General features: G+C 70.8%; 23 protein-coding genes and 1 pseudogene. 7 read left to right on the top strand and 17 right to left on the bottom strand.

Annotation, left to right across the window (positions count from 1 at the left end):
- Genes nuoK through ABZ567_RS05770 form a run of 11 tightly spaced genes read right to left on the bottom strand, consistent with a single transcriptional unit; the run spans position 1 to position 10,612 of the window.
- Positions 1 to 300 (bottom strand): NADH-quinone oxidoreductase subunit NuoK, encoded by a 300-nt coding sequence (gene nuoK, locus ABZ567_RS05820; protein ID WP_030214504.1) that lies wholly within the window; start codon positions 298 to 300, stop codon positions 1 to 3.
- The gene (locus ABZ567_RS05815) at positions 297 to 1,124 is read right to left on the bottom strand and encodes an NADH-quinone oxidoreductase subunit J (RefSeq protein WP_360785169.1); all 828 of its coding nucleotides are present in this window, start codon (positions 1,122 to 1,124) and stop codon (positions 297 to 299) included. The genes nuoK and ABZ567_RS05815 overlap by 4 nt, the downstream gene beginning before the upstream one ends.
- The gene (gene nuoI / locus ABZ567_RS05810) at positions 1,121 to 1,717 is read right to left on the bottom strand and encodes an NADH-quinone oxidoreductase subunit NuoI (RefSeq protein WP_360785168.1); all 597 of its coding nucleotides are present in this window, start codon (positions 1,715 to 1,717) and stop codon (positions 1,121 to 1,123) included. Before nuoI ends, ABZ567_RS05815 begins: the two co-directional genes overlap by 4 nt.
- Positions 1,692 to 3,053 (bottom strand): NADH-quinone oxidoreductase subunit NuoH, encoded by a 1,362-nt coding sequence (gene nuoH / locus ABZ567_RS05805; RefSeq protein WP_360785166.1) that lies wholly within the window; start codon positions 3,051 to 3,053, stop codon positions 1,692 to 1,694. Before nuoH ends, nuoI begins: the two co-directional genes overlap by 26 nt.
- Positions 3,050 to 5,533, bottom strand: coding sequence for an NADH-quinone oxidoreductase subunit G (locus ABZ567_RS05800; protein ID WP_360785164.1), 2,484 nt, complete (start codon positions 5,531 to 5,533; stop codon positions 3,050 to 3,052). The genes nuoH and ABZ567_RS05800 overlap by 4 nt, the downstream gene beginning before the upstream one ends.
- Complete coding sequence (gene nuoF, locus ABZ567_RS05795; RefSeq protein WP_360785162.1) at positions 5,530 to 6,879, bottom strand: NADH-quinone oxidoreductase subunit NuoF; 1,350 nt, start codon at positions 6,877 to 6,879, stop codon at positions 5,530 to 5,532. Before nuoF ends, ABZ567_RS05800 begins: the two co-directional genes overlap by 4 nt.
- Complete coding sequence (nuoE, locus tag ABZ567_RS05790; protein WP_360785160.1) at positions 6,879 to 7,619, bottom strand: NADH-quinone oxidoreductase subunit NuoE; 741 nt, start codon at positions 7,617 to 7,619, stop codon at positions 6,879 to 6,881. Before nuoE ends, nuoF begins: the two co-directional genes overlap by 1 nt.
- Complete coding sequence (locus ABZ567_RS05785) at positions 7,616 to 8,938, bottom strand: NADH-quinone oxidoreductase subunit D (protein ID WP_360785158.1); 1,323 nt, start codon at positions 8,936 to 8,938, stop codon at positions 7,616 to 7,618. Before ABZ567_RS05785 ends, nuoE begins: the two co-directional genes overlap by 4 nt.
- Positions 8,935 to 9,684, bottom strand: a complete 750-nt coding sequence (locus tag ABZ567_RS05780) for an NADH-quinone oxidoreductase subunit C (RefSeq protein WP_360785156.1) — start codon at positions 9,682 to 9,684, stop codon at positions 8,935 to 8,937. The genes ABZ567_RS05785 and ABZ567_RS05780 overlap by 4 nt, the downstream gene beginning before the upstream one ends.
- Positions 9,681 to 10,235 (bottom strand): NADH-quinone oxidoreductase subunit B, encoded by a 555-nt coding sequence (locus ABZ567_RS05775; RefSeq protein ID WP_053743379.1) that lies wholly within the window; start codon positions 10,233 to 10,235, stop codon positions 9,681 to 9,683. Before ABZ567_RS05775 ends, ABZ567_RS05780 begins: the two co-directional genes overlap by 4 nt.
- A 17-nt stretch (positions 10,236 to 10,252) precedes the next feature.
- Positions 10,253 to 10,612 carry an NADH-quinone oxidoreductase subunit A gene (locus ABZ567_RS05770; protein WP_019888619.1) on the bottom strand — a complete coding sequence of 120 codons (360 nt, stop codon included), beginning with the start codon at positions 10,610 to 10,612 and terminating at the stop codon, positions 10,253 to 10,255.
- A gap of 668 nt (positions 10,613 to 11,280) precedes the next feature.
- Here ABZ567_RS05770 and ABZ567_RS05765 point away from each other — a divergent pair.
- The gene (locus ABZ567_RS05765) at positions 11,281 to 12,189 is read left to right on the top strand and encodes a C40 family peptidase (protein ID WP_360785153.1); all 909 of its coding nucleotides are present in this window, start codon (positions 11,281 to 11,283) and stop codon (positions 12,187 to 12,189) included.
- A 75-nt stretch (positions 12,190 to 12,264) separates the two neighbouring features.
- Here the strand turns inward: ABZ567_RS05765 and ABZ567_RS05760 are convergent, their stop codons facing one another.
- The 5 genes from ABZ567_RS05760 to ABZ567_RS05740 form a co-directional block, all read right to left on the bottom strand.
- The gene (locus tag ABZ567_RS05760) at positions 12,265 to 13,551 is read right to left on the bottom strand and encodes a geranylgeranyl reductase family protein (RefSeq protein ID WP_360785151.1); all 1,287 of its coding nucleotides are present in this window, start codon (positions 13,549 to 13,551) and stop codon (positions 12,265 to 12,267) included.
- Positions 13,552 to 13,824: 273 nt separating this feature from the next.
- The gene (locus ABZ567_RS05755) at positions 13,825 to 14,517 is read right to left on the bottom strand and encodes a demethylmenaquinone methyltransferase (RefSeq protein WP_360785149.1); all 693 of its coding nucleotides are present in this window, start codon (positions 14,515 to 14,517) and stop codon (positions 13,825 to 13,827) included.
- Between the two features lie 84 nt (positions 14,518 to 14,601).
- Positions 14,602 to 15,201: a hypothetical protein gene (locus ABZ567_RS05750; RefSeq protein ID WP_360785148.1), complete on the bottom strand. Its 600-nt coding sequence runs from the start codon at positions 15,199 to 15,201 to the stop codon at positions 14,602 to 14,604.
- Between the two features lie 7 nt (positions 15,202 to 15,208).
- Positions 15,209 to 16,408, bottom strand: a complete 1,200-nt coding sequence (gene mqnC / locus ABZ567_RS05745; protein ID WP_360785146.1) for a cyclic dehypoxanthinyl futalosine synthase — start codon at positions 16,406 to 16,408, stop codon at positions 15,209 to 15,211.
- 236 nt (positions 16,409 to 16,644) lie between these two features.
- Positions 16,645 to 17,517, bottom strand: coding sequence for a menaquinone biosynthesis protein (locus ABZ567_RS05740; RefSeq protein ID WP_360785145.1), 873 nt, complete (start codon positions 17,515 to 17,517; stop codon positions 16,645 to 16,647).
- Between the two features lie 261 nt (positions 17,518 to 17,778).
- Between ABZ567_RS05740 and ABZ567_RS05735 the strand changes: the two genes are divergently transcribed.
- Positions 17,779 to 17,982: a cold-shock protein gene (locus tag ABZ567_RS05735; RefSeq protein ID WP_015035453.1), complete on the top strand. Its 204-nt coding sequence runs from the start codon at positions 17,779 to 17,781 to the stop codon at positions 17,980 to 17,982.
- Between the two features lie 109 nt (positions 17,983 to 18,091).
- On the opposite strand, the pseudogene ABZ567_RS05730 reads toward ABZ567_RS05735, so the two are convergent.
- Positions 18,092 to 18,280, bottom strand: a pseudogene (locus tag ABZ567_RS05730) (M23 family metallopeptidase); the annotation flags it as partial.
- A gap of 153 nt (positions 18,281 to 18,433) precedes the next feature.
- Here ABZ567_RS05730 and ABZ567_RS05725 point away from each other — a divergent pair.
- From ABZ567_RS05725 to ABZ567_RS05705, 5 genes are all read left to right on the top strand, one after another.
- Positions 18,434 to 18,832 carry a DUF1992 domain-containing protein gene (locus ABZ567_RS05725; protein WP_360785142.1) on the top strand — a complete coding sequence of 133 codons (399 nt, stop codon included), beginning with the start codon at positions 18,434 to 18,436 and terminating at the stop codon, positions 18,830 to 18,832.
- A gap of 90 nt (positions 18,833 to 18,922) precedes the next feature.
- Positions 18,923 to 19,429, top strand: a complete 507-nt coding sequence (locus ABZ567_RS05720) for a DinB family protein (protein WP_360785140.1) — start codon at positions 18,923 to 18,925, stop codon at positions 19,427 to 19,429.
- Between the two features lie 104 nt (positions 19,430 to 19,533).
- A complete protein-coding gene (locus tag ABZ567_RS05715) occupies positions 19,534 to 21,768 on the top strand; it encodes a VCBS repeat-containing protein (RefSeq protein ID WP_360785139.1) in 2,235 nt (744 codons plus the stop codon).
- Between the two features lie 123 nt (positions 21,769 to 21,891).
- Complete coding sequence (locus ABZ567_RS05710; protein ID WP_360785137.1) at positions 21,892 to 24,192, top strand: VCBS repeat-containing protein; 2,301 nt, start codon at positions 21,892 to 21,894, stop codon at positions 24,190 to 24,192.
- 118 nt (positions 24,193 to 24,310) lie between these two features.
- A complete protein-coding gene (locus tag ABZ567_RS05705) occupies positions 24,311 to 26,629 on the top strand; it encodes an FG-GAP-like repeat-containing protein (RefSeq protein WP_360785136.1) in 2,319 nt (772 codons plus the stop codon).
- Positions 26,630 to 26,660: the final 31 nt, after the last annotated feature.

Genomic DNA, 26,660 nt, shown 5'->3' with positions numbered 1-26,660 from the left:
TCACAGCTTCATCAGGCTTGCGTCGTCGACCGAGGCCGAGTGGCGGGCACGGAAGACGGACACGATGATCGCGAGCCCGACGACGACCTCCGCGGCGGCGACGACCATCGTGAAGAACGCGATGATCTGGCCGTCGAGGTTTCCGTGCATACGGGAGAAGGCGACGAACGCGAGGTTGCAGGCGTTGAGCATCAGCTCGACGCACATGAAGACCACGATCGCGTTGCGCCGGATCAGCACCCCGGCCGCACCGATGGTGAACAGCAGGGCGGCGAGGTACAGGTAGTTGACGGGATTCACCGGGTGGCCTCCTCTTCGTCCCGGTCCCGGCCGAGCCGCTCCTCGGAGCGCTGCTCCAGGGCCTTGAGGTCGGCGAGGGCCTCGGTGGACACGTCCCTGACCTGGCCCCGCTTGCGCAGGGTCTGCATGACGGTGAGCTCCGAGGGGGTGCCGTCGGGCAGCAGTCCGGCGATGTCCACCGCGTTGTGCCGGGCGTACACACCCGGAGCCGGGAGCGGCGGGAGGTGCTTGCCTTCCCGTACGCGCTGCTCGGCCAGCTCGCGCTGGGTGCGGGCCCGCTCGGTGCGCTCGCGGTGGGTGAGCACCATCGCGCCGACGGCGGCGGTGATGAGGAGCGCCCCGGTCATCTCGAAGGCGAAGACGTACTTGGTGAAGATGAGGGCGGCGAGGCCCTCGACGTTTCCGCCGTACGCGCCGTTGGCGGCGCCGAGGCCGGCGAACTCCGTCAGCGACGCGTTCCCGATGCCGGCGGCGAGCAGGATGCCGAAGCCGAGACCGCAGGCTGCCGCCCACCAGCGCTGGCCCTTGAGGGTCTCCTTCAGCGAGTCCGCGGCCGTGACACCGACCAGCATGACGACGAAGAGGAAGAGCATCATGATCGCGCCGGTGTAGACGACGATCTGGACGATGCCGAGGAAGTACGCCCCGTTGGCCAGGTAGAAGACCGCCAGGATGATCATGGTCCCGGCGAGGCAGAGCGCCGAGTGGACGGCCCGCCTCATCAGGATCGTGCACAGCGCGCCGATGACGGCGACGGTGCCGAGGACCCAGAACTGGAAGGCCTCACCCGAAGAGGTCGCGTACGCGGCGAGGTTCGCGCTCATGCGTCCACCCCCTCCTCCGCGCCCGTCTCTCCGTTGGACACCGCGACCTGACGGACCGTGTCGGGCGCGGCCTCGGTGACCAGCCCCCGGTAGTAGTCCTGCTCGGTCATGCCGGGGAAGATCGCGTGCGGGGTGTCGACCATGGTGTCCTCGAGTCCCGCGAGGAGCTGCTCCTTGGTGTAGATCAGGTTCGCGCGGGAGGAGTCGGCCAGCTCGAACTCGTTGGTCATCGTCAGCGCCCGCGTGGGGCAGGCCTCGATGCACAGCCCGCACAGGATGCAGCGGGCGTAGTTGATCTGGTAGACGCGGCCGTAGCGCTCGCCGGGCGAGTAGCGCTCCTCGTCCGTGTTCTCCGCGCCCTCCACGTAGATGGCGTCGGCGGGACAGGCCCAGGCGCACAGCTCGCAGCCGACGCACTTCTCCAGACCGTCGGGGTGACGGTTGAGCTGGTGCCGGCCGTGGAAGCGGGGCGCCGTCGTCTTCTGCTGCTCCGGGTACTGCTCGGTCAGCCGCTTCTTGAACATGGCCTTGAAGGTCACGCCGAAGCCGGCCACCGGATTCTGGAAGTCAGACACCGTCCGTCTCCTTTCCATCACTCGCAGTAGCAGTATCGGGGGCGCCACTGACAACGAGGTCCCGGTCCCGCCGCGGCCTGCGCCGGGGCACGGGCGCCAGGGACTGTCCGGGCTTCGGCGGTACGGGGAAGCCGCCGGCCATCGGGTCGAAGGCGGGCTCGTCCTCGGGCCCGGCCGCCGCCGCCTTCGCCTTCCGGTCACGGAAGACGTCGACGACGAAGGAGAGCAGCAGCAGTCCGAGGACGGCCCCCGCGACGTACAGGACGATGTTGGTGAAGGCGATGTTCTCGTTCCGCAGGGCCCTGACGGTGGCGACCAGCATGAGCCAGACCACGGAGACCGGGATGAGGACCTTCCAGCCGAGCTTCATCAGCTGGTCGTAGCGGACGCGGGGCAGGGTGCCGCGCAGCCAGATGAAGAAGAAGAGCAGCAGCTGCACCTTGAGGACGAACCAGAGCATGGGCCACCAGCCGTGGTTGGCGCCCTCCCAGAAGGTGGAGACCGGGTACGGGGCCCGCCAGCCGCCCAGGAAGAGGGTCACCGACACGGCCGAGACCGTCACCATGTTCACGTACTCGGCGAGCATGAACATCGCGAACTTGATGGACGAGTACTCGGTGTTGAAGCCGCCGACGAGGTCGCCCTCGGACTCCGGCATGTCGAAGGGGGCGCGGTTCGTCTCGCCGACCATCGTGACGATGTAGATGATGAACGACACCGGCAGCAGGATCACGAACCAGCGGTCCGCCTGTGCCTCGACGATCGCCGAGGTCGACATCGACCCGGAGTAGAGGAAGACGGAGGCGAAGGCCGCGCCCATGGCGATCTCGTACGAGATCATCTGCGCGCAGGAGCGGAGGCCGCCGAGCAGCGGGTACGTGGAGCCGGACGACCAGCCGGCGAGGACGATGCCGTAGATGCCGACGGAGGCGACCGCGAGGACGTACAGCATCGCGATCGGCAGGTCGGTGAGCTGCATCGCGGTGCGGTGGCCGAAGATCGACACCTCGTTGCCGGCCGGGCCGAAGGGGATGACGGCGATCGCCATGAACGCGGGGATCGCGGCGACGATCGGGGCGAGGACGTAGACGACCTTGTCGGCCTTCTTGACGATCACGTCCTCCTTGAGCATCAGCTTGATGCCGTCCGCGAGGGACTGGAGGAGGCCCCAGGGGCCGTGCCGGTTGGGGCCGACGCGCAGCTGCATCCAGGCGACGACCTTGCGCTCCCACACGATGGAGAAGAGCACGGTGACCATCAGGAAGGCGAAGCAGAAGACGGCCTTGATCAGGACGAGCCACCAGGGGTCCGTGCCGAACATGGACAGGTCTTCGGCGGCGAGGACGGTGTTCATGCCTGGACCTCCTTCGGGGTGACCGCGCCGATGCGGACCAGGTCGCCGGGCTGGGCGCCGGTGTCGGAGAGGACCCCGCGGCCCACCGAGTTCAGCGGGACCCAGACGACCCGGTCGGGCATCTCGGTGACCTGGAGCGGGAAGGCGACCGAGCCGGCGGGGCCGGTGACCTCCAGGACGTCGCCGTCCTTGACGCCGGTGTCGGCGGCGGTGGCGGCGGAGAGCCGGGCGACGGCCGCGTGCCGGGTCCCGGCGAGGGCGGTGTCGCCCTCCTGGAGCCGGCCCAGGTCGAGCAGGAGCCGGTGTCCGGCGAGGACGGCCTCGCCCTCGCCGGCGCGGGGCGCGGGCCGGCCGGGCTCGACGGGCTCGGACGCCCGCTGCCCGGTCCAGCCGCCGAGGCGGTCCAGCTCCCGTCGTACGGCCCTGAGGTCGGGCAGGGCCAGATGGACGTCGAGGGCGTCGGCGAGCATGTGGAGCACGCGCGCGTCGCCCGGCGCGACGGGCCGGGTCATCTGCTCGGGCTTGAGCGCGGCCTCGAAGAGCCGGGCCCTGCCCTCCCAGTTGAGGAAGGTGCCGGCCTTCTCGGCGACGGCGGCGACCGGGAGGACGACGTCCGCGCGGGAGGTGACCTCGCTGGGCCGCAGCTCCAGGGAGACCACGAAGGCCGCGTCGAGGGCCTCACGCGCGCGCGTCGGGTCCGGCAGGTCCGCGACCTCGACGCCGGCGACGAGCAGCGCGCCGAGCTCGCCGGTGGCGGCGGCCTCGATCATCTGGCCGGTGTCGCGTCCGTAGCGGTGCGGGAGTTCACGGACGCCCCAGGCGGCGGCGACCTCCTCACGCGCGCGGGGGTGGGTCGCGGGCCGTCCGCCGGGCAGCAGCGCCGGGAGCGCTCCGGCCTCGACGGCTCCGCGTTCGCCCGCGCGGCGCGGGATCCACACGAGCCGGGCGCCGGTGGCGGCCGAGGCGCGCAGGGCGGAGGTGAGGGCGCCGGGGACGGCCGCGAGCCGCTCGCCGACGACGATGACGGAACCCTCTTCGCGCAGGGCCTGGGCGGCGGCCAGGCCGTCGCCCTCCAGTCCGACCCGGGAGGTGAGCGCGTCGAGCCACTCGGTCTCGGTGCCGGGGGCGGCGGGCAGCAGCGTGCCGCCGGCCTTCTCCAGGCCCCGGGTCGCGAAGGCGGCGACGGCGTACGTCCGCTGCCCCTTCTTCCGCCAGGCCTTGCGCAGCCGCAGGAAGACGCCGGGGGCCTCCTCCTCGGACTCCAGGCCGGCGAGGAGGACGGCCGGGGCGGCTTCCAGCGAGGTGTAGGTGACGCCGCCGCCTCCCCCGAGGTCGCGGCTGCGTCCGGCGACGGCGGAGGCCAGGAAGTCGGCCTCCTCGCCGGAGTGGACCCGGGCCCGGAAGTCGATGTCGTTGGTGTCGAGGGCGACCCGGGCGAACTTGGCGTACGCGTAGGAGTCCTCGACGGTCAGCCTGCCTCCGGTGAGGACACCGGTGCGGCCGCGGACCAGGCCGTTGGCGGCGGCCTCCAGGGCCTCCGGCCAGGACGCGGCCTCCAGCTCACCGGTCCCGGGGTTCCGGACGAGGGGGGTGGTGAGCCGGTCGCGCTGCTGCGCGTACCGGAAGCCGAAGCGGCCCTTGTCGCAGATCCACTCCTCGTTGACCTCCGGGTCCTCGGCGGCGAGCCGCCGCATGACCTTGCCGCGCCGGTGGTCGGTGCGGGTGGCGCAGCCGCCGGCGCAGTGCTCGCACACCGACGGCGAGGACACCAGGTCGAAGGGGCGGGAGCGGAAGCGGTAGGCGGCCGAGGTGAGGGCGCCGACCGGGCAGATCTGGATGGTGTTGCCGGAGAAGTACGACTCGAAGGGGTCGCCGTCGCCGATGCCGACCTGCTGGAGCGCGCCGCGCTCGATCAGCTCGATCATCGGGTCGCCCGCGACCTGGTTGGAGAAGCGGGTGCAGCGGGCGCAGAGTACGCACCGCTCGCGGTCGAGCAGCACCTGGGTGGAGAGCGGGACCGGCTTCTCGTACGTCCGCTTGACGCCCTCGAAGCGGGACTCGGCCTGCCCGTGGGACATGGCCTGGTTCTGCAGGGGGCATTCGCCGCCCTTGTCGCAGACGGGGCAGTCCAGCGGGTGGTTGATGAGCAGCAGCTCCATCACGCCGTGCTGGGCCTTCTCGGCGACCGGGCTGGTCAGCTGCGACTTCACCACCATGCCGTCGGTGCAGGTGATGGTGCAGGAGGCCATCGGCTTGCGCTGGCCCTCGACCTCGACGATGCACTGGCGGCAGGCGCCCGCGGGGTCGAGGAGCGGGTGGTCGCAGAAGCGCGGGATCTCGATGCCGAGCTGTTCGGCGGCGCGGATGACCAGCGTCCCCTTGGGGACGGAGATCTCGGCGCCGTCGATGGTCAGCGTGACGAGATCCTCGGGGGGGAGGGCGGCTTCGCCGCCGGCCGGGTTGGACGTGGTCACCGTCATGCCGTCACCTCCTTGTGGTTGTCCGCCCATGCGGTCGACTTGGCGGGGTCGGAGGGGCAGCCCCGGCCGGTGATGTGGTGCTCGTACTCCGCGCGGAAGTACTTGAGCGAGGAGAAGATCGGCGAGGCGGCGCCGTCGCCGAGGGCGCAGAACGACTTGCCGTTGATGTTGTCGGCGATGTCGCCCAGCTTGTCGAGGTCGGACATCTGCCCGCGCCCGGCCTCGATGTCGCGGAGCAGCTGGACGAGCCAGTAGGTGCCCTCGCGGCAGGGGGTGCACTTGCCGCAGGACTCGTGGGCGTAGAACTCGGTCCAGCGGGTGACGGCCCGGACGACGCAGGTGGTCTCGTCGAAGCACTGGAGTGCCTTGGTGCCGAGCATGGATCCGGCGGCGCCGACGCCCTCGTAGTCGAGGGGCACGTCGAGGTGCTCGTCGGTGAACATGGGGGTGGAGGAGCCGCCGGGGGTCCAGAACTTGAGGCGGTGGCCGGGGCGCATGCCGCCGCTCATGTCGAGGAGCTGGCGCAGGGTGATCCCGAGGGGTGCCTCGTACTGGCCGGGCGAGGTGACGTGCCCGCTGAGCGAGTAGAGCGTGAAGCCCGGGGACTTCTCGCTTCCCATCGACGTGAACCATTCCTTGCCGCGCTGGAGGATCGCGGGAACGGACGCGATGGACTCGACGTTGTTCACGACGGTGGGGCAGGCGTACAGACCGGCGACCGCGGGGAAGGGCGGGCGCAGCCGGGGCTGGCCGCGGCGCCCTTCGAGCGAGTCGAGGAGCGCGGTCTCCTCACCGCAGATGTACGCGCCGGCGCCGGCGTGCACGGTGAGTTCGAGGTCGAGTCCGCTGCCGAGGACGTTCGTGCCGAGGTAGCCGGCCGCGTAGGCCTCCCGGACGGCCTCGTGGAGGCGGCGCAGGACGGGGACCACCTCGCCGCGCAGGTAGATGAAGGCGTGGTTCGACCGGATCGCGTAACAGGCGATCACGATGCCCTCGATGAGGGAGTGCGGGTTGGCGAAGAGGAGCGGGATGTCCTTGCAGGTGCCGGGCTCGGACTCGTCGGCGTTGACGACGAGGTAGTGCGGCTTGCCGTCGCCCTGCGGGATGAACTGCCACTTCATGCCGGTGGGGAAGCCGGCGCCGCCGCGGCCGCGGAGGCCGGATTCCTTGACGTACGCGATGAGGTCGTCGGGGCTCATCGCGAGGGCCCGCCTGAGGCCCTGGTACCCGTCGTGGCGTTCGTAGGTCTCCAGGGTCCAGGAGTCGGGCTGGTCCCAGAAGGCGGACAGGACGGGCGCGAGAAGCTTCTCGGGGCTGCTGTTGTTGATCTCGGCGGCCAAGGTCATCACTCCCCCTCCTGACCGGAGGACTCACCGCGCGGGTGGACGATTCGGTGGGACGGGTTCTCGCCCTTGGCCAGACGCAGGCCGACGAGGGAGGCGGGGCCCGCGCCGCCGGTGGCCTCGACGGCGCCGGGGCGCTCGTCGGGGAAGCCGGCCAGGATGCGGGCGGTTTCCTTGAAGGTGCAGAGCGGGGCGCCGCGGGTGGGTTCGACGGTCCGTCCGGCCCGCAGGTCGTCCACCATCTTCTTGGCGGACTCGGGGGTCTGGTTGTCGAAGAACTCCCAGTTGACCATCACGACGGGCGCGAAGTCGCAGGCGGCGTTGCACTCGATGTGCTCGAGGGTGATCTTGCCGTCCTCGGTCGTCTCGTTGTTGCCGACGGCCAGGTGCCGCTTGAGCTCCTCGAAGATGGCGTCGCCGCCCATGACCGCGCAGAGCGTGTTGGTGCAGACGCCGACCTGGTAGTCGCCGGAGGGCTTGCGCCGGTACATCGAGTAGAAGGTGGCGACGGCGGTGACCTCGGCGGTGGTGAGGCCGAGCGTGTCGGCGCAGAACTGCATGCCGGTACGGGTCACATGGCCCTCCTCCGACTGCACGAGGTGCAGCATCGGCAGGAGCGCGGAGCGGGAGTCCGGGTAGCGGGCGATGATCTCCCCCGCGTCCGCGGCCAGCCGGGCGTGGACCTCGGCGGGGTACGCGGGGGCGGGGAGCTGGGGCATGCCCAGGCTGATCTGGTCGGTCATCGGTCGACGCCTCCCATCACGGGGTCGATGGAGGCGACGGCGACGATGACGTCGGCGACCTGGCCGCCCTCGCACATCGCGGCCATGGCCTGGAGGTTGGTGAAGGACGGGTCGCGGTAGTGGACCCGGAAGGGGCGGGTGCCGCCGTCGGAGACGACGTGCACGCCGAGTTCGCCCTTGGGCGACTCGACGGCCGCGTAGGCCTGTCCGGCGGGGACCCGGAAGCCCTCGGTGACCAGCTTGAAGTGGTGGATCAGGGCCTCCATGGAGGTGCCCATGATCTTCGCGATGTGGTCGGTGGAGTTGCCGAGGCCGTCGGCGCCGAGCGCGAGCTGCGCGGGCCAGGCGATCTTCTTGTCGGCGACCATGACCGGGCCCGGCTCCAGGCGGTCGAGGCACTGTTCGACGATCCGCAGGGACTGCCGCATCTCCTCCAGGCGGACGAGGAACCGTCCGTAGGAGTCGCAGGTGTCGGCGGTCGGGACCTCGAAGTCGTAGTTCTCGTAGCCGCAGTACGGGTCGGTCTTGCGCAGGTCGTGCGGGAGGCCCGCCGAGCGCAGGATCGGGCCGGTGGCGCCGAGGGCCATGCAGCCGGTGAGGTCGAGGTAGCCGACGTCCTGCATGCGGGCCTTGAAGATGGGGTTGCCGGTGGCGAGCTTGTCGTACTCCGGCAGGTTCTTCTTCATGGTCTTCACGAACTCGCGCACGGCGTCGACGGCGCCGGGCGGGAGGTCCTGGGCGAGGCCGCCGGGGCGGATGAACGCGTGGTTCATGCGCAGGCCGGTGATCAGCTCGAACAGGTCCAGGATCATCTCGCGGTCCCGGAAGCCGTAGATCATGATCGTGGTGGCGCCGAGCTCCATGCCGCCGGTGGCGATGCACACCAGGTGGGAGGAGAGCCGGTTGAGCTCCATGAGCAGGACCCGGATGACGCTCGCCCGGTCCGGGATCCGGTCGGTGATGCCGAGCAGCTTCTCCACGCCCAGGCAGTACGCCGCCTCGTTGTAGAACGGGGTGAGGTAGTCCATGCGCGTGACGAAGGTGGTGCCCTGCGTCCAGGTCCGGTACTCGAGGTTCTTCTCGATGCCGGTGTGGAGGTAGCCGATTCCGCAGCGGGCCTCGGTGACGGTCTCGCCGTCGATCTCCAGGATGAGCCGGAGCACGCCGTGGGTGGAGGGGTGCTGGGGGCCCATGTTGACGATGATGCGTTCGTCGTCGGCCTTGGCGGCGGACTGGACGACCTCTTCCCAGTCGCCACCGGTCACCGTGTAGACGGTGCCTTCTGTCGTCTCTCGGGGAGACGCGTGGGAAGTGCTCACGAGTACGACCTCCGCTGGTCCGGAGCCGGGATCTGGGCGCCCTTGTACTCGACGGCGATGCCGCCGAGGGGGTAGTCCTTGCGCTGCGGGTGGCCCTGCCAGTCGTCCGGCATCATGATCCGGGTGAGGGCGGGGTGGCCGTCGAAGACGATGCCGAAGAAGTCGTACGCCTCGCGCTCGTGCCAGTCGTTCGTCGGGTAGACGGCGACGAGGGACGGGATCCGCGGGTCGGCGTCGGGGGCCGAGACCTCCAGGCGGATCAGCCGGCCGTGGGTGAGCGAGCGCAGGTGGTAGACGGCGTGCAGCTCGCGGCCCTTGTCCCCGGGGTAGTGGACGCCGGAGACGCCGGTGCAGAGCTCGAAGCGGAGCGCCGGGTCGTCGCGCAGGGTGCGGGCCACGCGGACGAGGTGCTCGCGCTCGATGTGGAAGGTGAGCTCGTCGCGGTCGACGACCGTCCTCTCGATGGCGTTGTCCGGGAGCAGGCCCTGCTCCTCGAGGGCGCCCTCGAGTTCGTCGGCGACCTCGTCGAACCAGCCGCCGTAGGGGCGGGTGGCCGGGCCGGGGAGCCGGATCGAGCGGACGAGGCCGCCGTAGCCGGAGGTGTCGGCGCCGCTCTGGGCGCCGAACATGCCCCGCTGGACCCGGACCTCCTCGCCGTGGTCCCCGCGCTGACCGGGCAGGTTCTGCTCGCTCAGCTCCTTGTCGGGGTTCGGGGTTTCGTCACCCTTCGGGGTTTCGTCGCTCACCGGAGCAGACCCTTCATCTCGATCGTCGGCAGCGCCTTGAGCGCCGCCTCCTCCGCCTCGCGAGCCGCCTCCTCGGCGTTCACGCCGAGCTTGGAGGTCTGGATCTTCTGGTGGAGTTTGAGGATCGCGTCGATCAGCATCTCCGGGCGCGGCGGGCAGCCGGGCAGGTAGATGTCGACCGGCACGATGTGGTCGACGCCCTGGACGATCGCGTAGTTGTTGAACATGCCGCCCGAGGAGGCGCAGACGCCCATGGAGATGACCCACTTGGGGTTGGGCATCTGGTCGTAGACCTGCCTCAGGACGGGCGCCATCTTCTGGCTCACCCGGCCGGCCACGATCATCAGGTCGGCCTGGCGCGGCGAGCCGCGGAAGACCTCCATGCCGAAGCGGGCCAGGTCGTACCGGCCGGCTCCGGTGGTCATCATCTCGATGGCGCAGCAGGCGAGGCCGAAGGTCGCGGGGAACACGGACGCCTTGCGCACCCAGCCCGCGGCCTGTTCGACCGTCGTCAGCAGAAAGCCGCTCGGGAGTTTCTCTTCGAGTCCCATAGGTGCCCCTCAGCCCCTCAGTCCCATTCCAGGCCGCCGCGACGCCACACGTAGGCGTAGGCGACGAAGACGGTGAGCACGAAGAGCAGCATCTCCACGAGCCCGAAAAGCCCCAGGGCGTCGAAGGTGACGGCCCAGGGGTAGAGGAAGACGATCTCGATGTCGAAGACGATGAAGAGCATCGCCGTCAGGTAGTACTTGATCGGGAAGCGGCCGCCTCCGGCGGGAGTGGGCGTCGGCTCGATGCCGCACTCGTACGCCTCAAGTTTTGCCCTGTTGTACCGCTTTGGGCCGATAAGCGTGGCCATGACCACGGAGAAGATCGCAAACCCCGCACCCAGGGCACCGAGCACGAGGACGGGCGCGTACGCATTCACGCTCCTCGCTCCTTCCAGTCGTCCTTGACCGTTGGACCGCACGGCCGGAGTGAAAGATCGCCCCCATGTGAGGCAGTTCACAAGCCCGGCTGCCCCGCATCTTATGCCTGCCCCTCTGTGATCTGCGACACGGGGTGCGCCAACGAGTTTGTGATCTCCACCACCTGACGAAGGATCATGAAGTCGGATGAGCGGTGATCTTGTTGCGCGAAGCGCCCAGGTGATCACCAGATGTGACATCCGAACCGGAAATCGCTGATCGGAGGGGGTGTCGCACTATCAAGCCGTGGCCCATACAAGCAAATTGGCGATGGACGCGTCGCGGTGGTAAAGCGAGCACCCGTCGCCCGGTCGGGGGGTGGCGTGGACGAGGGTGGACACGTGCGCGCTTTCACGAGCGTTCGTGAGACGCGGATGTGACCTGCACCACACGCGGAGAGCTCCGAAAAAGCGGGGCTTGGCCAAGGGTGTCAAGAGGTGGTAAGCGTCGGGCAATTCGGGCGTTTCAATGAAAACCCGTGATCAAGGCCCAGGTACGCCGTGCCCGTTTTGCCCGTTACGGCGTCAATAAGGGCCCCACGGAAGCGGATTCGAAGGTTCCGAACGTAACTGTGGCGCAACCCACCTTTCTTGAAGGGAACCGTGTAGCCCTGATAGCGGTTGTACCCATGTCCCACACCGCTCACATACCCAGCCACCGGAAGCCCCGCCGCAGCGCCTCGAAGCTCGCGCTGCGCGCCGGAGTCGCCGGTGGCGTCCTCGGCACCATCGCGGTGGCCGGTGCCGCCGGGCCGGCGAACGCCGAGCCGGTGACCGAGACCATCGAAATGCCCACCCTGGGCTCCCTGGAGACCGGCGCCGGCCTCGCCAGCGCCGTCGCCGCCTCCGCCGAGGCCTCCCACCAGGAGGCGCTCGACCAGAGCCTCCGGACGCAGGAGAACGCGGCGCTGCAGAAGGCCGCCAAGGAAGCCAAGCAGGCCAAGGCCGAGGCGGACCGCAAGGCCGCGGCCGAGCGCGCCGAGAAGGCCCGCCTCCAGGCCGAGCAGGAGCGCCAGGAAGCCGAGGCCCGCGCCTCCCGCGACCGTGCCCGCACCCAGCTCGCCACCACCTCCGCGAGCTCCTCCGACGACAACGGCTCCTCGTCGTCCTCCGACAGCGGCTCGTCGTCCTCGGACAGCGGCTCCTCGTCCGACTCCGGCGCCGGCGAGACGCAGGCCCCCTCCGGCTCCGCCGCCGCGATCGTGGCCTTCGCCCGCGCCCAGGTCGGCGACGCCTACGTCCGGGGCGGCACCGGCCCCAACTCCTGGGACTGCTCCGGCCTCGTCCAGGCCGCCTACCGCGAGGCCGGCATCGACCTACCCCGCATCTCCAGCGACCAGTCGAGCATGGGCACCTCCGTCTCCCTGAGCAACCTCCAGCCGGGCGACATCCTGTACTGGGGCAGCCGCAGCGGCTCGTACCACGTCGCCATCTACGTGGGCGGCGGCAACTACGTCGGCGCGCAGAACACGTCGACCGGTGTCGTCCAGCGCTCCCTCGACTGGGACACCCCGTCGGGCGCCGTGCGCATCCTCTGATCCACCCCGCCTTCACGGCGAAGGGCCGTCACTCCTCGGGGAAGGGACGGCCCTTCGGCGTGCGTACGGCCGGGGTCAGGACTTGGGCGCGACCTTGGACAGGCCGTTGATGATGCGGTCCATGGCGTCGCCGCCCGTCGGGTCGGTGAGGTTCGCCAGCATCTTCAGCGTGAACTTCATCAGGAGCGGGTGGGTCAGGCCGCGCTGGGCGGCGATCTTCATGATCTTCGGGTTGCCGATGAGCTTCACGAAGGCACGGCCGAGCGTGTAGTAGCCGCCGTAGGTGTCCTTGAGGACCTGCGGGTAGTTGCGCAGGGCCAGTTCGCGCTGGGCGGGGGTGGCGCGGGCGTGGGCCTGGACGATGACGTCGGCCGCGATCTGGCCGGACTCCATGGCGTACGCGATGCCCTCGCCGTTGAACGGGTTGACCAGGCCGCCCGCGTCGCCGACCAGGAGCAGGCCCTTGGTGTAGTGCGGCTGGCGGTTGAAGGCCATCGGGAGGGCCGCGCCGCGGATCGGGGTCGTCATGTTGTCCGGGGTGAAGCCCCAGTCCTCCGGCATGGAGGCGCACCAGGCCTTGAGCACCTCGCGCCAGTCCAGCTCCTTGAACGCCGACGACGAGTCGAGGATGCCGAGGCCGACGTTGGAGGTGCCGTCGCCCATGCCGAAGATCCAGCCGTAGCCGGGCAGGAGACGGTCCTGCGCGCCGCGCCGGTCCCACAGCTCCAGCCAGGACTCCAGGTAGTCGTCCTCGTGCCGCGGGGTGGTGAAGTAGGTGCGGACGGCGACGCCCATCGGCCGGTCCTCGCGCCGGTGCAGGCCCATGGCGAGGGAGAGCCGGGTGGAGTTGCCGTCGGCGGCGACGACGAGCGGGGCGTGGAAGGTGACCTCGCGCTTCTCCTCGCCGAGCTTGGCGTGGACGCCGGTGATCCGGCCCGTACGGTCGTCGACGACAGGGGCGCCGACGTTGCAGCGCTCGTACAGGCGGGCGCCGGCCTTCTGGGCCTGGCGGGCCAGCTGCTCGTCGAAGTCGTCGCGCTTGCGGACGAGTCCGTAGTCCGGGTACGAGGCGAGGTCCGGCCAGTCGAGCTCCAGGCGGACGCCGCCGCCGATGATCCGCAGGCCCTTGTTCCGCAGCCAGCCGGCCTCTTCGGAGATGTCGATGCCCATGGAGACGAGCTGCTTGGTGGCGCGGGGGGTGAGGCCGTCGCCGCAGACCTTCTCGCGGGGGAACGCGGTCTTCTCCAGGAGCAGGACGTCGAGTCCCGCCTTGGCCAGGTAGTACGCGGTGGTGGAACCGGCCGGGCCTGCCCCGACGACGATCACATCTGCGGTGTGCTCGGAGAGGGGCTGCTCGGTCACGGCGGAGTCTCCCGAAAGTTCGGCGATGAGGACGTATCGCAGTCTATGGGTGACGGCCGCGCCGGGACCGGAGGGCCACCCCCCGGGGGCACGAGCGACGGCCCGCCGGCTCCCCCCTCGGCGCACACCGGCGGCGGCTCCACGACCCTGATGACGGGGACCACGACGCACACCCCGCCCACCGACCTCGCGAACGGCGTCCTCGTGCACCGCGACGTCGCCGGCGCGGTGTGCACGGGCGTCGGCGGCCACGGCCTGTACGTCAGGTGACCGTCAGGCCTTGAAGCCGCGGTGGAGCGCGACGATCCCACCGGTCAGGTTCCGCCAGGCCACCTTCGACCAGCCGGCCTTCTGGAGCATGCCCGCCAGGGTCGGCTGGTCCGGCCAGGACTGGATGGACTCGGCGAGGTACACGTACGCGTCCGGGTTGGACGACACGGCACGGGCCACCGGCGGCAGCGCGCGCATCAGGTACTCCTCGTACACCGTGCGGAACGGCGCCCAGGTCGGGTGAGAGAACTCGGAGATGACGACCCGGCCGCCGGGCTTCGTCACCCGGAACAGCTCGCGCAGGGCCTGCTCGGTGTCCTGGATGTTGCGCAGCCCGAAGGAGATGGTGACGGCGTCGAAGACGTCGTCACGGAACGGCAGTTTCGTACCGTCGCCGGCCGTGAACGGCATCCACGGGTGCCGCTGCTTGCCGACGCGGAGCATGCCGATCGAGAAGTCGCAGGGCACGACGTACGCCCCCGCGCGGGCGAACGGCTGCGAGGACGTCGCCGTACCGGCGGCCAGGTCCAGGATCTTCTGCGCGGGGCGCGCGTCGACGGCCTTGGCGACCTCCTTGCGCCAGCGCCGGTCCTGGCCCAGGGAGAGCACGTCGTTGGTGAGGTCGTAGTTCGCCGCCACGTCGTCGAACATCGAGGCGACTTCGTGCGGCTGCTTGTCCAGGGTGGCGCGGGTCACTGGCGTTCGGCCTCGCAGAATCGGGGTACGGGCGGGCGCACCCATTGTCTCAGCACCCCTCCCGGCCCGGCCGTCAGGGCGCGCTCAGCGGGCGCGGTGGACCAGGCGGCCGCCGAGGACCGTGGCGACGCAGGTCGACGGACCCAGGCGGACCAGGGCCGCCCGGTCGGGCACGTCGAAGACGGCGAAACGCGCGGGGCCGCCCGGCACGAGGCGGGGCAGCAGCACCAGCGGCTCCGGGGAGAAGGACGGCGGTCCCGGGAGCCTCTCCGGGCGGCGGCCGACGGCGAGACCGACCCGGCGCACCGCGTCCACGGCGGCCCGGCCGCGCAGTTCACCGGCCACGGCGACCGTCCCGTGGGCGAGCAGCCGCTGCACCGCGCGGCGCGCGGAGGCACCGCGCCGGGAGGGGTCGGCCCGGAAGATCCGCTGCGCCCGCTCCCCGGTGATCGGCTCGGTGCCGAAGCCCGCGGCCTCCCGGGGGTCCGGGTGGTACATGCCCTCCAGGAGTTCGGGCGCGAACGGGTTGAGGAGCCCGGGAGTGAGGATGCCCGGCCACTCCCGCACCCGCGCCTCGGGGTGGGCGGCGGCCAGTTCCTCGTACGGCCCGACGGCGGCGACGAGGGCGCCGTCGACCAGGACGGCGGTCCCGGGCGTCGCCTCGGCGACGTGGAGGGTCAGCACCGGCGGGTCAGTTGGCGTCGAGGAGCTTCAGCTCCGGGTGGGCCGTGCCCCCCTCGATCGCGATGGACGAGATGTGCGAGACGACGCGCTCGTCGACCGGGTCGTTCGCCGGGTCGTCGTGGACGAGGAGGTGCTCGTACGTGGTCGCGCGCTGCGCCGGGACGCGGCCCGCCTTGCGGATCAGGTCGATGATCTCCATGCGGTTGGAGCGGTGCCTGGCACCGGCGGAGGAGACGACGTTCTCCTCCAGCATGATCGAGCCCAGGTCGTCGGCGCCGTAGTGCAGCGACAGCTGACCGGCCTCCTTGCCGACGGTCAGCCACGAGCCCTGGATGTGGGCGATGTTGTCCATGAAGAGCCGCGCGACCGCGATCATCCGCAGGTACTCGAAGATCGTCGCCTGCGTGCGGCCCTTGAGGTGGTTGTTCTCGGGCTGGTACGTGTACGGGATGAAGGCCCGGAAGCCGCCCGTCCGGTCCTGCACGTCCCGGATCATGCGCAGGTGCTCGATCCGCTCGGCGTTGGTCTCGCCGGTGCCCATCAGCATGGTGGAGGTCGACTCGACGCCCAGCCCGTGGGCGATCTCCATGATCTCCAGCCAGCGCTCGCCGCTCTCCTTGAGCGGGGCGATGGCCTTGCGCGGCCGTGCGGGCAGCAGCTCCGCGCCGGCGCCCGCGAAGGAGTCGAGCCCGGCGGCGTGGATGCGGGTGATCGCCTCCTCGACGGAGACACCGGAGATACGGGCCATGTGCTCGACCTCGGAGGCGCCGAGGGAGTGGATGACCAGCTGCGGGAAGGCCTGCTTGATGGCGGCGAAGTGCTTCTCGTAGTACTCGACGCCGTAGTCCGGGTGGTGGCCGCCCTGGAACATGATCTGGGTGCCGCCGAGCTCCACGGTCTCCGCGCAGCGGCGCAGGATGTCGTCGAGGTCGCGGGTCCAGCCCTTCTTGGTGTCCTTCGGCGCCGCGTAGAACGCGCAGAACTTGCACGCCGTCACGCAGACGTTCGTGTAGTTGATGTTCCGCTCGATGATGTACGTCGCGATGTGCTCGGTCCCCGCGTACCGGCGGCGGCGCACGGCGTCGGCGGCGGCGCCGAGGGCGTGCAGGGGCGCCGAGCGGTAGAGGTCGAGCGCCTCCTCGGGGGAGATCCGGCCACCCGCGGCAGCGCGGTCGAGAACAGACTGGTATTCGGCCTTCTCGGTCACCGGGTGTGTCCCTTTCGGAGGGGTTCTTGCAGACCGAACCAGCGTACGCCAGGGCTCCTCGCGGCTTCCGCTGGGTGGCGTACGGGGGGCACGACGCGGAGGCGGGCGCGCGGACCCGAATGCCGGATACCGGGCCCGGCCGACGGAGAGCGGATCCGAATGCCGGATAGCGGGCCCGAATGCCGGATGTACGCGGGGATTGCCGTGCGGCGACGCGGCGGCGAATTCCGTGAGGCCTAAAGGGAGGCCGGCGGAAGGAGTTCGACCGTGACGTCCGCGGGGAAGCCGGTCGTGGGGCCGGTGCGGCGGGCGAACTCACGGACTCCGGCGAGCTGATCGGGCCCGAAGCGGAAGTCGAGCGTGCGGAAGTACCGCTCCAGGAGTTCCGCGTCGAACGTCTCCCAGCGGGCGGCCTGCTCGGCGACCTTGGCGACCTCTTCGAGGGAGAGGTCGCGCGAGGCCAGGAACGCCTGGTGCACCTCGTGGACCGTCTCCGGTTCGCGCGCCAGGAAGTCCTTGCGCGCCGCCCACACGGCGAAGACGAACGGGAGGCCCGTCCACTCCTTCCACATGAGCCCGAGGTCGTGGACCCGGAGGCCGAGCCGGGGCGCGTCGTGCAGCGAGGCGCGGAGCGCGGCGTCGCCGATGAGGACGGCCGCCTCGGCCTCCTGCATCATCACGCCCAGGTCAGGGGGGCAGGTGTAGTAGTCCGGCGCCACCCCGTACCGCTCGGCGAGCAGCAGCTGGGCGAGGCGTACGGACGTACGGGAGGTCGAGCCGAGCGCGACCCGCGACCCGTCCAGGTCCTCCAGAGGCCGCTGCGAGACGATCACGCAGGACATGACGGGCCCGTCGCAGCCGACGGCGATGTCCGGGAGGGCCACGAGGTCCTCCGCGTTGCGCAGGTACTCGACGAGGGTGATGGGGCCGATATCGAGATCGCCCCGGACGAGCCGCTCACTGAGCTTCTCCGGGGTGTCCTTCGTCAGCTCCAGATCGAGGAGCGTTCCGGTTCTGGCCAGGCCCCAGTAGAGGGGGAGGCAGTTCAGGAACTGGATGTGCCCGACGCGGGGCCGGCTGCGCTGCTGCTCGTCGGTTGCCTTGTCCACATAGTGAGGCTAGACCCGTCTCGTACCGCGGGCCTCGGCGGGGCCCACGCGTCAGTGCGGGGAGCGAGATCAAACCCTGCGGGTGACGTGATCTTTCGCTCTTCCACCCCGAGCGTCCTGCGTGCTAGGCTCGTCGCAAGTTGCAGTTTGGTTTCCCTTGCAGTACAGAGCCTGCGGAGCATGTAACCCGCAGGCTTTTGTAGTTTTCAGACTTCTTTGCAGGTTCTGGAGCAGGGCAACCCTTTGGCCCAAGGAGGGCTTATGGCTACCGGAACCGTCAAGTGGTTCAACGCTGAAAAGGGCTTCGGCTTCATCGCCCAGGACGGCGGCGGCCCGGATGTCTTCGTCCACTACTCCGCGATCAACGCGAACGGCTTCCGTTCGCTCGAGGAGAACCAGCTCGTGACCTTCGACGTCACGCAGGGCCCCAAGGGCCCGCAGGCGGAGAACGTCTCCCCGGCCTAAGGTGCCTGGGTCGGCGGAAAAGCACGACTAGAGCAGTACCCAAGGAGCCCCGCTCCGTGCCTCCGGGCACGAGCGGGGCTCCTGCCCTTTGCGGGCGCTTCCTGGCCCAGTAGGCGTTGAGGTGGAAGTAGTACGTCTTCCAGCCGCCGTGCTCGATCACGATGTAGTTGCCGGCGCCGGACGGCTGGGAGTAGCGGTAGGCGGTGCCGGACGCCGAGGCGAGGACCGGGGCGCCCGCGGTCGTACCGCCGTCGGAGCGGACGAAGTCGAGGGCCTGGCGGACCTCCGCCGAGTGGTGGGGGGGTGATCCGGGCACGCATGCATCCTCCGGGTACCGAGACGGGACAAGAGTTGACGCGCGTTGAACGGACCACAGCGTGCCGGGAGATGGCGTGTCGCAGTAGACCGCGAGGACCCCACCCCGACGGGGCTGTTTACGTAGTCTGGACACATGACCGAACGGAAGCCGCCCGGAGTCAGCTTCGAGTCGTTCGTGGACAAGCAGATCCGCGAGGCCGCGGAACGGGGTGAGTTCAGCGGCCTGTCGGGCTTCGGCAAGCCGCTGCCCGACGACTCGGCCCCGTACGACGAGCTGTGGTGGATCAAGGGCAAGATGCACCGCGAGGGCGCGTCCGTGCTGCCACCCTCGCTGGCCCTGCGCAAGGAGGCCGAGGACGCGGAGGCGGCGGTGGCCGCGGCCGTCTCGGAGAGCCAGGTCCGGCGCCTGCTCGGCGAGATCAACACCAAGATCGCCGAAGCTCTCCTCCGCCCGCCGGCCGGGCCGCCGCTGAACCTGCGGCCGTTCGACGTGGAGGCGATGGTGGAGACCTGGCGGAAGAAGCGGGCGTAGCCCGGAGCACCGCCGGAACCGTCGGCCGAAGCCGCCGAGAAGCCGTCGAAGCCGTTGCCGTTGCCGTTGCCGTTGCCGGAAGGAGCCCCCATGAACAGCGCCGGTCTGCTCGTCGACTCGTTCGCCCGGGTCCGCGAGGCCGTCCACGAGGCCGTGGACGGCCTCACCGAGGACCAGCTCGCCGTACGGATCGATCCCGACGCCAACTCGATCGCCTGGCTCGTCTGGCACCTCACCCGCATCCAGGACGATCACCTCGCGGGCACCTTCGGCAGGGACCAGCTGTGGGACACGGACGGCTGGCGGGACCGCTTCGGGCTCCCGTTCCCCGCGGCGGCGACGGGCTACGGCCAGTCGCGCGCCCAGGCCGGGAAGGTCCGCGCCCCGGCCGAGCTGCTGCTCGGCTACCACGACGCCGTGCACGCCCGTACGGAGGAGCTCGTCGGCGCGGTCACGAACGCGGACCTGGAACGGGTCGTCGACACCACCTGGGACCCACCGGTCACCCTGGGCGTCCGCCTGGTGTCGGTGATCGCGGACGACCTGCAGCACGCGGGGCAGGCGGCGTACGTACGGGGCGTGGTGGAACGGCGGTGACGCCGGGCGGGGGCGGTTGATAGCCTCCGGCCGATCTTGACGAGAGGCGATGTTCCGGTTGGGGGGCACCACCGGCCGCCTCAGCCCCAGGGGGAGGCCCTTCCATGGACCATCGCGTTCGCATACCCGTTTCCCGTCGGCGTCTCCGTCTCGGCGCGGCGGCACTCGTCGCACTCGCCGTCACGGCCGGGACTCCGGGTCCGCCCGCCGTCGCCGCGCCGCCCACGAGCGTCACCGCCACCGCGGCCACCACCACCGCCGTGTACCCGCGCCAGGCGGATCTGTGGAGCCTGGGCACCACCGGCTTCCTCACCTGGCCGGCGGAGGGATTCGAACCGGCCCGCTGGACCCGGCTCTCGGACGGTGCCGTGACCACGTTCCCCGCCGGCCACACGGTCTTCGGCTCCCGCGACTCCGACATCGTGATCGACGAGGCGGACCGTACGGTCGCGCTCAGGGACATGGCTGCGGGCACGGAGCTGTTCCGGCTCGACCTGACGCAGTCCGGCCCGGACAGCCGGGTCGCGGGCGCCGTGCGCTCGACCCTCTTCGTCTCCGCCTCCAACGGGCTCGGCGGCGAGAGCCTCCGCCTGTACACCCCGGTCAACGGCCTGCCGTCGTCCCGGTCCGTGAGCGGGCTGCCCACGGACGCCACCGGACTGTGGGTCCGCGGCGTCGCCGGTGACAGCGCCCTGGTCTCCTACCGGACCGGCTCGGGCAGCCACTGGGCGCTCCTCGACCTCAAGACCGCCGCCGTGACCTCCCGCCAGGCGGCCCCGAACCTCCAGGACGCGTCCGTGTCCTCGACCTACGTCGCCTGGACCGAGCAGTCCAGCGGCGGGAGCGCCACCGTGGTGGCCCTGAACCGCGCCACCGGCAAGGTCCAGCGCATCCCGCTCGCCGCGCAGGACCGGGTGGTCCTCGGCCTGGTCGGGAACTGGGTGACGTACGGCCAGATCGACGGGCTGCGTGCCTACGAGCCCAGCCAGCTCCTCGCGCTCACCGCCCGCGACCTGAACACCGGCACGACCCGCAAGCTCCTCGACCACGTCGTCTCGGACATCGACGGGCCCGGCGGGACGAACGGCGTCCACGGCGGCACGTCCGCCCAGGGCCAGGGCCTGTACCGGATCGCCCCGGGGACGGGCGGAGTGCCGGTGGCCACGCTCCTCGCACCCAGCGGCGAACCGACCAAGGTCGAGCTGCTCGGGCACAGCATTCCGGCGACGATCGACCTGAGCCGCGGCCGGAGCTTCGACCTGAAGTGGCGGCTGTCGCGCATCAACGTCGAGATGACCCTCACCCTGCGCAACACCCGCACCGGCGACACCAAGGTCGAGACCATCCACCCGCTCTCGGAGCAGGCCACCGACTTCACCTACGCCCACTACCTGTGGCAGGGCGACGTCGGCTGGCCGGGCGAGCCGGACCGTTCCACGGGCGCGCCGGCCGGCCCGTACACCTGGCGGATCGACGCCAAGCCGCTCAACGGCATCGGCCCGACGCTGACGAAGACCGGCTCCTTCACGGCGGTCCGCGGCAAGCAGCAGCCGCACGACTTCGACAACGACGGCGCGCCGGACCTGCTCATGCGGGACACCACGGGCCGGCTGCTGCTCGCCGACACCTTCCGCAGCAGGGACTCGGGCAGCGGCTACGAGGTCTTCCAGGAGCACCACTGCAAGGTCGTCGGGCACGGCTTCGGGGTCTACGACAAGATCGAGGCCACCGGCGATCTCGGCGGCTCGGGCGTCGGCGACTTCGTCGCCCGCGACAGGTCCGGGGTGCTGTGGCTGTACAAGGGCCGCGGCGACCACACCTTCAGCACGCGCATCCGCGTCGGCGGCGGCTGGGGCACGTACCACCGGCTCACCGGCGGCAGCGACCTGACCGGCGACGGCCGCGCCGACCTCGTCGCCGCCGACAAGGCCGGGGTGCTGTGGCTGCACCGGGGCACCGGCCGGGACACCGCGCCGTTCGCCGCCCGGGTCCGGATCGGCGGCGGGTGGGGCGTGTACGACCAGCTCACCGCGGTAGGCAATTTCGCCGGAGGCCCGGCCGGGGACCTGGTCGCCCGGGACCGTGCCGGCGTCCTCTGGCTCTACCTCGGCAAGGGCGACGGCACCTTCGCGCCCCGGACCCGGATCGGCGGCGGCTGGGGCGGCTACGGCCGGCTGGTCGGGATCGGGGACGCCGACCGGGACGGACGCCCCGACCTGTACACCGAAGGGTCCCTCTACCGGGCGACGGGCGACTGGGCGGCGCCGCTGCGGCCTCGCGAGGAGACCTCGCCGTACCACTTCTGGACCTCGCCCGTCACGTACAACCACGTCATCTGACGCGACGTCGGGGCGGGTGGGACGCCGGGACGAGATCTGAGCACAACCCTCCGGCCCGATCAGGAGTCGAACGGAACGGCGCTCGCACTATCGGGCGTCGTTTCGATTCCCGTGGGGGGACCCTTGAACTCCGTACGTCGCACGACCCGTCGCCGTGTCTCCGCCGCGATCACCACCGTCCTCGCCGTCACGCTCGGCGCGGGCTCCCTGGCCCTGCCGGCCTCCGCCTCCGCCTCCACCTCCGCCGTGACGGCGGAGACGGAGCCCGGGGCCGCGGTGGGTACGGTCCTGCCGTTCCCCAGGGACGCGAGCCTCCTGGCGGCCGGCAGCACCGGCTTCCTGAGCGGTTCGTGGGAGAACGGGAAGGTGTGGACCCGGTACGCGGACGGGTCGACGACGGCACTCGGTACCGGGGTGGTCGACTCCACCGGGTCGGACGTGGTCGTCATCGGGGACGGGCAGTACATGCACGACTCCAAGGTCGTGCGGCTCCACGACATGGCCGCCGGCACGTCCGTCGCGATCGACCTCGCCGCGCTGGGGGCCACCTACATGCAGGCCGTGTCCCGGGACTCGGTCCTGGCCAAGGTGACGCGCGCGGACCGCACCGCGGAGGTGCGTCTCATCACCCGCACCGGCGCCGCCGTCACGCAGAAGACGGTCACCGGCCTCCCCGCCGGGGCCTGGGGCATCGACGCCACTCCCGCGCGTGACGGCTCCGTCCTCCTCGGCTACCACATGAGGAGCGAAGAAGGCGGTCCGGTCGAAGGCGCCTTCTCCGTGGTGGACCTCGCCACCGCCTCCGTGGTCTCCACCCACGCGACCACCGCGCCGTACACGTACATGAACAACGAGTTCAGTGCGTTCTCCGCCACGCATCTGGCCTGGTCGGAGTGGGAGGGCAACTCCGTGCAGAGAATCGTCACCGCGGACCGTGCCACCGGTACGGAGTCCCGGATCGACCTCGGCTACGGAGAGGCGCTCACGGCCGGTCTGCTGGGCTCGTGGGTGATGTACGCGACCCCGACGAACCTCGAAGGGAACGGGACCGGCGGCAGCCCGAGCAACGTCCCGTTCATGGCGAAGTCCCTGACGTCGGACGAGTCGGTCAAACTGCTCGACTACACCGAACGGGTCCAGCCCGGCCCCGACGGCACGCTGCTCGCGCGCGGTGGCACCGTCGAGAAGGGCGAGGGCGTGTACCGGATCTCGCTCGGCGCCGACGGCAAGCCGGTCGTCGAACTGGTCGCCTCCACCGGCGAGCCGACCCGGCTCGTCTACCTCGGCTCGCTGACCCCGCAAACGTTCGACCTGGACTCGCCCGGCTCCCGCCTGACGTGGAAGCTGTCCCGGATGAACGCCGACATCGACCTCACCGTCACCAACCTCCGCTCCGGCAGGTCCTTCTCGAGGAAGGCGTCGCTCTACACCGAGTCCGCCGGCAGCCCGTACCTCTGCGGGGACAACACCGTCTGCGTCTCCTGGGCGGAGATCGCCGCCGAATCCGAGATGGGCAAGGACGCCCACGTCGGCGCGTACGAATGGAAGTTCAAGGCCACCCCGCAGAACGGCGTCGGACCGGCCGTCGAGGCCTCCGGGAGCTTCACGGCCGTCAAGACGTCCGCCCCGCACGACATCAAGGACAACGGCACCCCGGACCTGCTGGCCCGGGACGCCCAGGGCGTGCTGTGGTGGACGGACACCGCGTACGACGCCGGCAGGAAGAGCCTCGTGGCCCGCGACGTGCGCGGCCGGGTCGGCGGCGGCTGGCAGGTCTACGACCGGATCGAGGCCGTCGGCGACATCGTCAGCCGTGGCTCCGCCGACTTCGTCGCCCGGGACCGGGACGGCGTGCTCTGGCTGTACACCGGGGCCGGTTTCGGACACGACAGGATCCTCGCGCCCCGTACGCGGATCGGCGGCGGCTGGAACACGTACTCCCGGTTCACCGGCGGCAGCGACCTCACCGGCGACGGCCGCCCCGACCTCGTCGCCACCGACAAGGCCGGTGACCTGTGGCTCCACAAGAGCACCGGCAGCGCCACCGCTCCCTTCGCCGCCCGGAAGAAGATCGGGTACGGCTGGGGGATCTACAACCAGATCACCGCCACCGGGAACATCGGCGGCAACCCGACCGGTGACCTCGTCGCCCGCGACAAGAACGGCGTCCTCTGGACGTACCTCGGCAAGGGCGACGGCACCTTCGCGCCGCGTACGAGGATCGGTGGCGGCTGGGGCGCGTACACCGACACCGTCGGCATCGGCGACGGCAACAAGGACGGCCGCCCCGACCTGTACGCGTACGGGCCGGGCGGCGCCGCCTACTTCTACCCCGGTACGGGTGACTACAAGGCGCCCTTCGGGAGCCGGGTGTCCAGTGGGGCCCTGCTCGGCGACGGCGTCTCGTACAACGGCACCTACTGACACCGCACGCCTGTACGGAAGTTCGGCCCCTTTCCGGTACAACCCCCCGCGCCCATCAAGAGTCTGATCGAACGGCGCACGCATGTTCGCGCGCCGTTCGCGGATCATGGGGGATCTCTTGAGCTCAGCACGCACCGCCCGGCGCCGTCTCGGCACCGCCGTCACCACCGTCCTCGCGGTCACCCTGGGCGCGGGGCTCCTCACCGCCCCGGCGACGGCGGCCCCCGCCGCGCCCGGGGCGTCCGCAGCGGTCGCGGCCGAGGCGGCGACCCCGATCACGGACCCGGGAGGCACCCTCCTCGGGGCCGGCCGGACCGGCTTCCTGACCCGGGACCACATCGGTCCCGACCGGTACGAACTGCGCTGGACGACCTACGCGGACGGCACGACGACGACGCTGCCCGCCACGGATCTGACGCGCTCCGAGGTCTTCTCCACGGAGACCTCGGACATCCTCATGACGTCCGAGGAGAGCCTGCACAACGGCCGGTCGCAGCACATCACGCTGCGGAACATGACCACGGGCACCGCCCCGGTCGACGTCGACTTCACCAAGCTCGGAGCCGACTACGGGTTCGCGGGCCTCGTCGGCTCCACGCTGCTCGCCACCGGGACCGGCACGGACGGCGCAGGGGAGCTGCTGCTCCTCGACGCGACCGGGGACACGCGGTCCGCCCGGAAGGTGACCGGCCTGCCCGAGCGCGCGATCATCCACTCCGTCGAGGCCACCCACGGCGGGACCGCGCTCCTCGGCTACGCCACGCGCTCCGACACGGTCATCGACCGGTACCGGACCACGGTCGACGTGGCCACCGCCGAGGCGGGTCCCGCGTTCGCGGTCCTGGAGGGCAACTCGACGAGCAGCACCTCCGCCCTCTCCCCCCAGCACGCCGCCTGGCCGGAGACCTACGACAGGAACGTGACGCTCGCGATCGCCGACCGCACCACCGAGACGGTGCGGCGCGTCGCCGTGGGCAAGGAGTTCGGGAAGACCCACGTCGGTCTGGTGGGCACGTGGGTCACGTACGGCACCCCGGTCGCCCTCGATCAGGGATTGGACTCCCCGCCGGTCGGCATGATCCAGGCGTTGACCGCCAGGTCCGCGACCTCCGACGAGACGGTCAAGCTCCTCGACCACATCAACACCGCCGTGCCCGCTCCCGACGGCACCCTCCTGGTCAGCGGCGGCCTCGTCGGCAAGGGCGAGGGCCTCTACCGGATCGCCCCCGGCGAGGACGGCCGGCCGGCCGCCGAGCTCGTCGCCTCCAGCGGAAGGCCGACCGAGCTGACGTACCTCGGGACCGACCTCCACCCGGTCGACCTCGACGCCGACCCTGCCGAGATCCACCTGAAGTGGCGGATGTCCCGGATCAACGCCGACGTCCACCTCAAGCTCACCCACCGCAGGTCCGGCGAGACCTTCTCGACCACCATGCGCATCTCCTCCGAGGCCCCCGGCGCCTACTTCTACGACGACCAGACCTTCGGACTCACCTGGGCGGAGATCGCCGAGAAGTCGAATCTGGGCAAGAACGCCTCCTACGGCACCTACGACTGGTCGTTCCGGGCCGTCCCGCAGAACGGCATCGGTCCCGACCTGGAGGTCTCCGGCGAGTTCCACGCCCACCACACCGGCGACGCCCACGACCTCGACGACGACCGGGCACCCGACCTGCTCGCCCGGGACGCCGAAGGCGTCCTGTGGTGGACCGACACCGCCTACGACGCGGCCGGGAAGACCCTGACAGCCGCCGGGGAGCGCAAGCGGGCCGGGTACAGCTGGCACGTCTACGACCGGATCGAGTCCGTCGGCAACCTGGGCGGCGTCGCCGGCGACTTCGTCGCCCGCGACAGGAGCGGCGTGCTCTGGCGGTACGACGGTGCCGGGCCCTCGTTCAACGTGGCGTTCCCGCCCCGGACGAGGATCGGCGGCGGCTGGAACACGTACACCGAGCTGACCGGCGGCAGCGACCTCAACGGTGACGGGAAGCCCGACCTCGTCGCCGTCGACAAGGCCGGCGACCTCTACCTGTACCCGTCGAGCGCCACCCGCCCCACGCTGTACAACGCCCGCAAGAAGACCGGCCACGGCTGGGGGATCTACAACCAGATCACCGCCACCGGCAACATCGGCGGGGGCTCGGCCGGTGACCTCGTCGCCCGCGACACGGCCGGGAAGCTGTGGCTGTACCTCGGCAAGGGCGACGGCACCTTCGCCGCGCGGACACCGATCGGCACCGGCTGGGGCCCGTACACCGACATCGTCGGGATCGGCGACGGCAACAAGGACGGCAAGCCCGACCTGTACGCCCGCGGCGCGGGGAACACCTCGTACTTCTACGCCGGTACCGGCAACTGGAAGTCCCCCTTCGCGGCGCGTACGGCCAGCCCGGTGCTCGGCGACGACGAGAGCACCGCCTACAACCAGGTCTTCTGACCGGATCGCGACGCCTGAGCACACCCCGGGT

The organism is Streptomyces sp. NPDC016459, from assembly GCF_040632845.1.
Classification (GTDB): domain Bacteria; phylum Actinomycetota; class Actinomycetes; order Streptomycetales; family Streptomycetaceae; genus Streptomyces.
The sequence above is the reverse complement of the archived record's forward strand: the minus strand, read 5'-3'. Positions and strand labels throughout refer to the sequence as shown.